The sequence below is a fragment of the Microbispora sp. NBRC 16548 genome (assembly GCF_030268985.1).
GTDB classification, from domain to species: domain Bacteria; phylum Actinomycetota; class Actinomycetes; order Streptosporangiales; family Streptosporangiaceae; genus Microbispora; species Microbispora catharanthi.
On record NZ_BSSF01000040.1, the window covers coordinates 1 to 9,701 of the forward strand.

The following is a 9,701-nucleotide window of genomic DNA, read 5'->3' on the forward strand; positions in this document are numbered from 1 at the left end:
TCTCCATCGAGTGGGAGGACGCGGGCATGGACCGGCTGCACGGCGCGCCGGAATCCCTCGCCTACATCCGCTCGCTCAACGCCATCACCCCACCGGCCGCAGCCTTCGACGCCGCCTTCTCCTCCGAATGACACATCACGCCGGGCGGCGGCCGCACGGTGGCCGCCGCCCGACGGAGCCGACCCGCCGTAAGCAGCACCCCCACCGTCCCGGCAACCGATCGGGGAGAGGAGACAGATGAGAACCGGAGTATGGCTCATCGGAGCACGAGGATCGGTCGCGGTCACCAGCATGCTCGGGGCGTCGGCGGTGCGGGCGGGCCTGGCCGAACCGACCGGATGCGTCCTGGAATCGCCCGGGCTGCACAGCGACGCCCTCCCCGCGATAGGGGACCTGGTCTTCGGCGGCCACGACATCTCCTCGATCCCCCTGGTCAAGAAGGCCGCCGCGCTTGCCGAGGCGGGAATCGTTCCGGCTCGGCTCGCCGGGGCCGTGCAGGACGCGCTACTCGAGATCGAGCAGGACGTACTGCCCCTGCCGGTCCGCGACACCCAAGCCGGGGCCGCGGACGCCATCGGCGCCGACCTGGATCGTTTCCGCCGGCGGCACGATCTGGACCGCGTCGTCGTGATCAACGTCTCGACCACGGAACCGGCACCGCGACCCCATCCCGCCCACGCCGATCTCGACGCGCTGGAGGCCGCGCTGGACGGGCCGGAGCCCGTCCTGCCGCCCAGCGCCCTGGCCGCCTACGCCGCCCTGCGAGCGGGCTGCCCGTACGTCGACTTCACGCCCTCCACCGGCGCCCGCCTGCCCGCCCTCGACGCCCTGGCCCGCAGGCAGGGGCTCCCGTACGGGGGCCACGACGGCAAAACCGGCGAGACCCTGGTCAAGTCGGTGCTCGCCCCGATGTTCGCCCTGCGCAACCTGAAGGTGCGCACCTGGTCCGGCGTCAACCTGCTGGGCGGCGGCGACGGCGCGAACCTCGCCGAGCCGGCGGCCAACGCGGCCAAGTCCGCCAGCAAACAGCGCGTGCTGCACGAGACGCTCGGTTACGTCCCGCAGGGCGAGACCCGGATCGACTTCGTCGAGGACCTCGACGACTTCAAGACCGCGTGGGACCTGATCTCCTTCGAAGGCTTCCTCGGAACCCGCATGCGCATGGAGTTCACCTGGCACGGCTGCGACTCGGCGCTGGCCGCGCCGTTGGTCCTGGACCTGGCACGGCTGACGGCGGCCGCCCACCGGGCCGGGCGCACGGGTCCGCTCACCGAACTGGCCTTCTTCTTCAAGGACCCTCTCGGAGAGGTGCCCCACGCGCTGCCCGAGCAGTGGCAGGCGCTGCGGGCCGCCGTGGACGCGCTCGGCCCCCGGGAGACGGGGCGATGACGACGCGATGACGGCGCTCCGCGATCTGATCGAGCTGGTCCGTGCGCCGGCCGCGCTGTCCGTGCCCGGCGACGTGGTCGCCGGGGCGGCCGCCGGTGGAGTGCTCGGCCGCCGCACCATCGGCCTGGCCTGCTCCTCGGTCCTCCTGTATTGGGCGGGGATGGCGGCCAACGACTGGGCCGACCGGCATCTCGACGCGATCGAGCGCCCGGAGCGCCCCATCCCCTCGGGGCGCGTGCCGGCCGAGGCGGCCCTCGGCACGGCGGCGGGGCTCACCGTCGCCGGGCTCACCGTGGCCGGGCTCGCGGGCGGCCGGCGTGCCCTGGCGGTCGCCGCACCCCTGGCCGCCGCCGTCTGGGCGTACGACGTGGCGGCCAAGGGCACACCCGCCGGTCCCCTGACGATGGCGCTGTGCCGCGGCCTCGACGTGCTGCTGGGTGCCACAGGCGGCTCCCGCACCGCCGCGCTGCCTTCCGCTCTCACCATCGCCGCCCACACGTACCTGCTCACCGCGCTCTCGCACGCAGAGGTGTCGGGGGCGGACCCGCGGCTGCCCGCCGCGACCCTGGCAGGCACCGTCACGCTCGCCGCCGTCACCGCCCGTGGTGCCGGGGGACCGGTGCAGCCGGCCCTCGCCGGCTGCTACGCCGCGCAGTTCGGCTTCCCCCAGGCGCACGCCGTCGCCGACCCCTCCGCGCGGCGCGTCCGTGACGCGGTCAGCGCGGGCATCGTCAGCCTGCCGGCCCTCCAGGGCGCCCTCGCCGCGCGCGGCGGCGCTCCCCGCGCCGGCCTCGCCCTCGCGGCGGCGATTCCGCTGGCCCGGCGCCTGGTCAGGAAGGTCTCCGCGACATGAGGTTCGGCTACGGCACCAACGGCTTCGCCAATCACCGGTTGCCGGACGCCCTCGACGTCATCGCCGGCCTCGGTTACGAGGGAGTGGCCCTGACGCTCGACCACTGCCATCTCGATCCGTACGCCGACGGGCTGGGACGGCGCGTGACGGAGGTCGCCGACAAGCTGCGCGACCTCGATCTGGCGGTGGTCGTCGAGACCGGTGCGCGTTACCTGCTCGATCCACGACGCAAGCACGCCCCGACGCTGCTGGACGACGACCGGGACCGGCGGGTGGACTTCCTGCGCCGCGCCGTCGCGATCGGCGCGGACCTCGGCGCCGAGGCGGTGTCGTTCTGGTCCGGCATACGCCCGGCCGGGGTCGACCAGGCCGCCGCCTGGGACCGACTGGTCGACGGCTGCGGGCGCGTTCTCGACGCCGCGCGGTGCGCCGGTGTGACGCTGGGATTCGAACCCGAGCCGGGGATGCTCGTGGAGACGATCGCCGGCTGGCGCGGGCTGCACGAGGCGCTCGGTTCTCCGGACGGCTTCGGCATCACCCTGGACATCGGGCACTGCCGCTGCAACGAGCCCGACCCGGTGCCCGGCTGCGTCGCGGCCGTCGCCGGGCACCTGGTGAACGTCCAGATCGACGACATGCGACGGGGCGTGCACGAACATCTGGAGTTCGGCGAAGGGGAGATCGACTTCCCACCGGTGTTGCGCGCGCTGACCGACGCCGGCTATCGGGGCCTGGTCGCGGTCGAGCTTCCCCGTCACTGCCACGCCGCGCCCGCCGTGGCCCGGCGTTCGATCGAATTCCTGCGCGCGGCCGAGCAGGCGTCGAGGCGTGATGGCGAAGGGAGAACGGCATGACGCGACCGGACCGGCTGCGAGCCGCGCTGCGGGAGACACCGCGAGAGGAATGGGTGGACGCCGCGCTCACCGCGGCGAGCGAGCGACCCGAGACGATCGGCCGGTCCTTCACCCAGGCCGGACGGCGGGCCGGGCGCACACCCCTGCCCGGCGTGCCCGGCTGGACCGCGGACGAGGCCGCCCGGGCACTGCTGCTGGCCGCGCTGCCGGCGGACCGGGCGGAGGCCGAGATCGGCGACCTCTACCGCTACGGCGACGCCGACGAGAAGCGGGCCGTGCTCAAGGCCCTGCCGATGCTCGCCGTCGGCGCGGCGGGACTGCCCCTGCTGCACGACGCGATCCGCACGAACGACGCCCGTCTGCTGGCCGCCGCCCTCGGGCCGTACGCCCGCCACCTCGACCAGGCCGCCTGGCGGCAGGCGGTGCTCAAGTCCGTGTTCACGGGAGTGCCGCTGACCGCGGTCGACGGGCTGGACGAGCGGGCCGACCGTGAGCTGGCGGCCATGCTGGCCGCCTTCGCCGACGAGCGCGCGGCCGCGGGACGCCCCATGCCCGCCGACGCCGCCGCCCTGCTCGGCCGTCTGACCCGTGAGGAGTCCTGATGCGCATCTTCGACCCGCACATCCACATGACGTCGCGCACCACCGACGACTACGCCCGGATGGCCGCCGCCGGCGTCCGGGCCGTCGTGGAGCCGGCTTTCTGGCTGGGGCAGCCTCGCACCGGCCCCGGCTCGTTCACCGACTACTTCGACTCGCTGATCGGCTGGGAGCCGTACCGGGCCGCCCAGTTCGGCATCGTGCACCACGCGACGATCGCGCTGAACCCCAAGGAGGCGAACGACCCGCGCTGCCGCCCCGTGCTCGACCTGCTGCCGCGCTACCTGGACAAGGACCGTGTCGTCGCGGTCGGAGAGATCGGCTACGACTCGATCACTCCGGAGGAGGACGACGTCTTCGAGCGGCAGCTCGCCCTCGCCGTCGAGCACGACCTGCCGGCGCTCGTCCACACCCCCCACCGCGACAAGGCCACCGGCACCCGGCGCACTCTGGAGGTCGTCGCCGCCTCGGGGATCGCGCCCGAGCGGGTCGCCGTCGACCACCTCAACGAGGTCACGGTCGGCATCGTGCGCGACTCCGGATGCTGGATGGGCTTTTCCATCTACCCCGAGACGAAGATGTCGCCGCCCCGCATGGTGGAGATCCTCAAGCGGTACGGCCCGGAGCGGATGCTGGTCAACTCCGCCGCCGACTGGGGCGTCTCCGACCCGCTGCTCACGCTGGAGACCGGAACGGCGATGCTGGCCGCCGCATTCACCGAGGACGACGTCGACCGGGTGCTGTGGCGCAACCCCGTGGAGTTCTACAGCCAGTCCGGGCGCCTCGACCTGACCGGCGCCGGAGCCGGGGCGGACCAGCCCACCTTCGCCGGCAGCTCCATCAAGCGCGGCGGCGGCTGATGCGGCTACGCCACCCGGGCGGAGCCCCGCTGCACCTGAGCTACTGCACCAACGTGCACGCGGCAGAGGATCTCGACGGCGTCATCGCCCAGCTCGACGTCTACGCGGTCCCGATCCGCGCCCGCCTCGGCACGGACGTCCTGGGGCTCGGGCTCTGGCTGGCCGCGCCCGTCGCCGCCGCCCTGGCCGCCGACCCCGCCCTGCGGGCCAGGCTCCGCCGCGAGCTGTCCGTACGGGGCCTGGAGGTGGTCACGCTCAACGGCTTTCCCTACCGTTCCTTCCAGGACACGGTCGTCAAGCACGCCGTCTACCATCCCGACTGGACCACCCGGGACCGCCTGTCGTACACCCTGGACCTGGCGCTCGTCCTCGCGGACCTGCTCCCCGACGACGCGGCCCGAGGGTCGGTCTCGACGCTGCCGCTCGCCTGGCGCGACCCCTGGGACACCGGCATGGCCGACCTGGCCGCACGCCGGCTCGACCGGCTGGCCGCCGGTCTGGCCGACCTCGAGTCCGCCACCGGGCGGGTGATACGGGTGGGGTTCGAACCCGAGCCCGGCTGCGTGGTGGAGACGACCGGCCAGGCGGTGGCACGGCTCGCCGGCGTCGACGGCGGCCGGCTCGGCATCTGCCTGGACCTCGCCCACCTGGCCTGCGCGTGGGAGGAGCCGGCCGACGCGCTGAAGGAGCTGAGCCGGGCCGGCCTGCCCGTCGTCAAGGTCCAGCTCTCCGCGGCCCTGGAGACCGCGGACCCGGAAGCCCTGCGCGAGTACGCCGAGCCGCGCTTCCTGCACCAGACGCGCAACCCCGCGGGCGACGCCGCCGACGACCTCGACGAGGCCTTCGAGCGGGGGCTGCCCGGGCCGTGGCGGGTCCACTACCACGTTCCCCTCCACGTCTCGCCGCCCGCGCCGCTGGCCACGACCATCCCCGTGATGCGTGCGGCGCTCGCGGAGCTCGCCGGCGGGCCGCGGCCGCTCTGCGACCACTTCGACGTGGAGACCTACACCTGGGGAGTGCTGCCGGCCGCGCTGCGCCCGCAGACCCCCGGACAGCTCGCCGCGGGCATCGCCGACGAGCTGGACTTCGCCCGTGCCGCGCTGCGTGATGTGGGAGTTGGGACATGACATCGTTGCTGGTCCTGAACGTGGTGGGGCTGACCCCGCGACTGCTGGCGCACATGCCGCGGCTGCGGGCCGTCGCCGCGGACGGCTTCCAGGCGGAACTCGGCACCGTCCTGCCGGCCGTCACCTGCTCGGTGCAGTCCACGTTCCTCACCGGCGTCCCGCCGGCCGATCATGGCATCGTCGGCAACGGCTGGTATTTCCGCGACCTCGGAGAGGTCCTGCTGTGGCGCCAGCACAACGCGCTCGTCGGCGGTGAGAAGGTGTGGCAGGCCGCCCGGCGCGATCGGCCCGGCCTCACGGTGGCCAACGTGTGCTGGTGGTACGCGATGGGCGCCGACGTCGACTGGACGGTCACCCCCCGGCCGATCTATCACGCCGACGGGCGTAAGGAGGCCGACTGCTATACCCACCCCCCGGAGCTGCACGACGAGCTCACCTCGGCGCTGGGCACCTTCCCCCTGTTCAGCTACTGGGGCCCGGGAGCGGGCATCGCCTCGTCGGCCTGGATCTGCCGCGCCGCCCAGCACATCATGACCGCGCACAACCCCGACCTGACGCTGGCCTACATCCCTCACCTCGACTACGACCTGCAGCGGTACGGCCCGTCCGACCCTCGCGCCGCCGCGGCGGCCGCCGAGCTCGACACCGTGCTGACGCCGCTGCTGGAAGCCGCGGCGGCGCAGGGCAGGACCGTCGTCTGCGTGTCGGAGTACGGCATCACCGACGTCTCCCGCCCCGTCGACGTCAACCGGATGCTCCGTGCGGAAGGGCTCCTGCGTGTCTACACCCAGGACGGCATGGAGTATCTCGACCCGTGGACCTCGCGCGCGTTCGCCGTCGCCGACCACCAGGTGGCGCACGTCTACGTTCCCGACCCCGCCGACGTGCCGGCCGTCGCCGAGCTCTGCGCGTCCCTGCCCGGCGTCGCCGAGGTGCTCGACGAGAGCGGGAAGAAGGCGCACGGCCTGGACCACCCCCGCTCCGGTGAACTGGTCCTGCTCGCCGAGCCCGACGCGTGGTTCACCTACTACTACTGGCTCGACGACGCCCGCGCGCCCGACTTCGCCCGCCTCGTCGACATCCATCGCAAGCCGGGCTACGACCCGGCCGAGCTCTTCTTCGACCCGGCGCACCCCGGCGCCGCCAAGCGCAGGGCCGGCGTGGCGCTGCTGCGCAAGAAGCTCGGCATGCGCTACCTCATGAACGTCGTCGGCCTCGACCACGGTGCTCGCGCCGTACGCGGCTCACATGGGCTGCTTCCCGCCGACCCCGCAGACGCGCCGGTGCTGCTCTGCTCCGACCCATCCGCGGCCAAGCGGCGATTCGAGGCGACGGAGGTCAAGGACCTGCTGCTCCGCCTCGCACTGGGCTGATCTCGCACGGAGAGGAAGCCGCGCCCTGGACCATCAGGTCCAGGGCGCGGTCGGGTTTCCCGCCGGTCGGCTTCGGGGGTTGTCTCGCCTGCCGGCCAGGTCATGCCGATCAGACCACGTGCTGATCAGACCACGTGCTAATCAGACCACGGTGCAGGGAACGCCGTTGAGGGTGAAGGCGGTCGGTTCGGCGGTGTTGCCGGTGTGGGTGGCCTGGAAGCCGATGTCGATGGTGGCCCCGGGCGCGATCGTGCCGTTGTAGCTGACGTTGCGGGCGCTCACCTGGCCGCTGGAGGGCGAGTAGGTGGCGTTCCAGCCCGAGGTGATGGACTGGCCGGAGGGCAGGGTGAAGGCCAGTGTCCAGCCGTCGATCGTCGAGGTTCCGGTGTTGGTGATGCTGATGCTGGCGGTGAAGCCGTTGTTCCAGGTGCTCATGGTGTAGGCGACCCGGGGCCCGGTCCCGGTGCCGCCACTGGGCGAGGCGCTGGGCGACGCGCTGGGCGACGGGCTCGGCGACAGGATGGGCGACGGGGAGGGCGAGGAGCCGCCGCTCAGGCTGGTCACGAAGGTCGTCATGCTGCGAGCGGGAAGCGTGACGGTGAGGGAGCCGTTCGACATGCTGGTCGCCGCCTGGGACGCGACGTTCCTGCTCGCGTCGGTCACCCAGGACGAGACGCCGGCCGAGCCGGCGCCCGCCACGGTGAACTGCTGGCTCACCGCGGAGGTCCCCTTGTTGATGGCGACGATGACGACGGTGTTGCCACTCCGGTACGCCGAGACGTAGACGTTCGACGCGGGATTCGCCGTCGCGTCGATCCGCACGTATCCGGGGCGGACGAACCTGGCGAACTGCGCCATGATGGCGCCGCGCTTGCTGATCTGGCCGTCTTCCCGCATGGGGCCGTAGCTGCGCCGGATGTACCACCAGACGTACGCCTGGAACTCGGCCTCCACCATGGCGCGGTGCATGTGCTCACCCACGTCGAGCGCCTGGGGCCAGGTGTCCGCCGAGTCGGTGCTGTTGGGGTAGTAGACCTCGGTCATCCAGAGTTCCTTGCCCGCGCCCTTCTGCTGGAAGAGGGGGTAGGGGAAGTTCGAGTACGGCGTGCCGTAGAGGTGCGCCCCGATGATGTCCACGTTGGCGAGCGCCGTGGAGTCGTTGAGGATCGGGTCCGACATGCTCTTGATGTACTGGAAGGACTCGGGCGCCATGACCCTGGTGCCGATGACCGACGCGTTCTGCTTCAGGAAGTTCACGATCTCGGTGGCGGTCCACCAGGTCCAGGTGGAGGCGTAGTCGGGCTCGTTCTGCACCGAGATGGCGTACAGGTTCACCCCGTTGTTGCGCATGTAGGTGGTGAAGTCGTTCAGGTGCTGGGCGTAGGCGGCGTACGAGCTGTACTTGAGGCGTTTCGCGTTGGTCTGGCTGCCGCGGGTGAAGGTCTCGGTCATGCTGGCCGGGGGATTCCACGGCGAGGCGAAGACGGTCGCCCCGAGCTCGACCGCGCGCTTCGCCGTCGCCAGGTCACGGCTCCAGTCCGACTGGTTCTCGCCGACGGGGATCCGCAGGATGGAGAACCCCAGCTTGCCGTCGCCGGTGCCGAATGCCGTGTCCCGCTGGGCGGCTGTCAGGTCGCCGGCCCAGGCCGCGTGGGTCATGCCGCCGAAGCCCTTGATCGTCTGCCGCTGCGCCGACGGATTGATGCTCGCGGTGGCCGCCGCGGCCTCCGTGGCCCCCAGGACCGACGCCGCGGCCGTGATGACCGGCAACGCTCCCATCGTCGCCAGGACGGATCTCCGGCTCAGCATTCTCCGCTCGCTGCTCACGGGCTCGTTCTGATCCTGCGTCATGTCTTCTCCTCTTGGCTGTCGGTGCCGATCCGCGCCTTCGCGTGGTGGTTGGTCGCTCACCGGGGGAGCGGTCGCTCTGGGCGCGGAGAACCGCACCGTTGGGGGCCGCCCGGACTCGGGTGCGTCGAGGCCGGCGACGGTGTCACGGGTGGGATGGTTGTACGAGCGGAACGACGCCCAGGTCGCGTCGGCGAGCCTCGCGGCCCACCCGGGGCGGCCACGCTGGGGCCGCCCCGGTGAGGGGTGGTGTCACACTCGGGTCCACTGCTGGTTGCTGCCGCCCCAGCAGGAGTAGATCTGGAGTTTGGTGCCGTTGGCGGTGCCGCCGCCGGTGACATCGAGGCACTTGTTCGCGCCGACCGCGGTGATGGTGCCGTCAGCGTTGAACCGCCACTTCTGGTTGTTCTGCCCGTTGCAGTCCCAGATGATCACGCTGGTGCCGTCGGCGGTGCCGGCGCCGTTGACGTCCAGGCACTTGCCGCCGTAGACCCGCAGCTCACCGGCACTTGTCTGCGTCCACTGCTGGTTGCTCTGCCCGTTGCAGTCCCAGATCTGCACTTGCGCGCCGTTGGCCTGCGAGACGTCGGTGACGTCCACGCACCGGCCCGATCCCACGCCCTTGATGGCGGTCCCGCTTCCGGTGGGCGGGGGAGAACTGGAGGTCCCGCCGTTGAGGGCGTCGAGGACGGCCGTGTACGCCTGCTTCTTGTTGTAGTTGCCGTCGAACAGCAGCGGGGTGTCACCGCTGCGCCAGGAGTACTTGTCGGTGATGCCCCACACGGTGATGCCGGTGCA

Annotated in this window: 9 protein-coding genes and 1 pseudogene; 8 read left to right on the forward strand and 2 right to left on the reverse strand. The window is 72.2% G+C overall.

The window, feature by feature from the left end; genetic code table 11:
• The 8 genes and pseudogenes from QSK36_RS42755 to QSK36_RS42790 all read left to right on the forward strand — a co-directional run.
• A pseudogene (locus tag QSK36_RS42755) lies at positions 1–131 on the forward strand (sugar phosphate isomerase/epimerase); the annotation flags it as partial.
• 106 nt (positions 132–237) lie between these two features.
• On the forward strand, positions 238–1,389 hold the full coding sequence (locus tag QSK36_RS42760; RefSeq protein ID WP_183542094.1) for an inositol-3-phosphate synthase: 1,152 nt from the start codon (positions 238–240) through the stop codon (positions 1,387–1,389).
• Between the two features lie 7 nt (positions 1,390–1,396).
• Complete coding sequence (locus QSK36_RS42765; RefSeq protein WP_285786401.1) at positions 1,397–2,242, forward strand: SCO3242 family prenyltransferase; 846 nt, start codon at positions 1,397–1,399, stop codon at positions 2,240–2,242.
• On the forward strand, positions 2,239–3,096 hold the full coding sequence (locus QSK36_RS42770; RefSeq protein ID WP_285786402.1) for a sugar phosphate isomerase/epimerase family protein: 858 nt from the start codon (positions 2,239–2,241) through the stop codon (positions 3,094–3,096). Before QSK36_RS42765 ends, QSK36_RS42770 begins: the two co-directional genes overlap by 4 nt.
• A complete protein-coding gene (locus QSK36_RS42775) occupies positions 3,093–3,698 on the forward strand; it encodes an EboA domain-containing protein (protein WP_285786403.1) in 606 nt (201 codons plus the stop codon). Before QSK36_RS42770 ends, QSK36_RS42775 begins: the two co-directional genes overlap by 4 nt.
• Positions 3,698–4,555, forward strand: a complete 858-nt coding sequence (locus QSK36_RS42780; protein ID WP_285786404.1) for a TatD family hydrolase — start codon at positions 3,698–3,700, stop codon at positions 4,553–4,555. The genes QSK36_RS42775 and QSK36_RS42780 overlap by 1 nt, the downstream gene beginning before the upstream one ends.
• Complete coding sequence (gene eboE, locus QSK36_RS42785; protein ID WP_183542104.1) at positions 4,555–5,682, forward strand: metabolite traffic protein EboE; 1,128 nt, start codon at positions 4,555–4,557, stop codon at positions 5,680–5,682. The genes QSK36_RS42780 and eboE overlap by 1 nt, the downstream gene beginning before the upstream one ends.
• Complete coding sequence (locus QSK36_RS42790) at positions 5,679–7,055, forward strand: alkaline phosphatase family protein (RefSeq protein WP_285786405.1); 1,377 nt, start codon at positions 5,679–5,681, stop codon at positions 7,053–7,055. Before eboE ends, QSK36_RS42790 begins: the two co-directional genes overlap by 4 nt.
• A 141-nt stretch (positions 7,056–7,196) precedes the next feature.
• Here QSK36_RS42790 and xynC read toward each other — a convergent pair whose 3' ends face one another.
• The gene (gene xynC / locus QSK36_RS42795; RefSeq protein ID WP_183542108.1) at positions 7,197–8,906 is read right to left on the reverse strand and encodes a glucuronoarabinoxylan endo-1,4-beta-xylanase XynC; all 1,710 of its coding nucleotides are present in this window, start codon (positions 8,904–8,906) and stop codon (positions 7,197–7,199) included.
• Between the two features lie 249 nt (positions 8,907–9,155).
• Positions 9,156–9,701, reverse strand: a 546-nt coding sequence (locus tag QSK36_RS42800; protein WP_285786406.1) for an RICIN domain-containing protein, incomplete at its 5' end; no start/stop codon positions are given.

Excerpts from the sequence above, each read along its gene's own strand:
- QSK36_RS42770 (WP_285786402.1), top strand. The coding sequence starts at position 2,239 with ATGAGGTTCGGCTACGGCACCAACGGCTTCGCCAATCACCGGTTGCCG.
- QSK36_RS42780 (WP_285786404.1), top strand. The coding sequence starts at position 3,698 with ATGCGCATCTTCGACCCGCACATCCACATGACGTCGCGCACCACCGAC.
- QSK36_RS42775 (WP_285786403.1), top strand. The coding sequence starts at position 3,093 with ATGACGCGACCGGACCGGCTGCGAGCCGCGCTGCGGGAGACACCGCGA.
- QSK36_RS42765 (WP_285786401.1), top strand. The coding sequence starts at position 1,397 with ATGACGGCGCTCCGCGATCTGATCGAGCTGGTCCGTGCGCCGGCCGCG.
- QSK36_RS42790 (WP_285786405.1), top strand. The coding sequence starts at position 5,679 with ATGACATCGTTGCTGGTCCTGAACGTGGTGGGGCTGACCCCGCGACTG.
- xynC (WP_183542108.1), bottom strand. The coding sequence starts at position 8,906 with ATGACGCAGGATCAGAACGAGCCCGTGAGCAGCGAGCGGAGAATGCTG.
- eboE (WP_183542104.1), top strand. The coding sequence starts at position 4,555 with ATGCGGCTACGCCACCCGGGCGGAGCCCCGCTGCACCTGAGCTACTGC.
- QSK36_RS42760 (WP_183542094.1), top strand. The coding sequence starts at position 238 with ATGAGAACCGGAGTATGGCTCATCGGAGCACGAGGATCGGTCGCGGTC.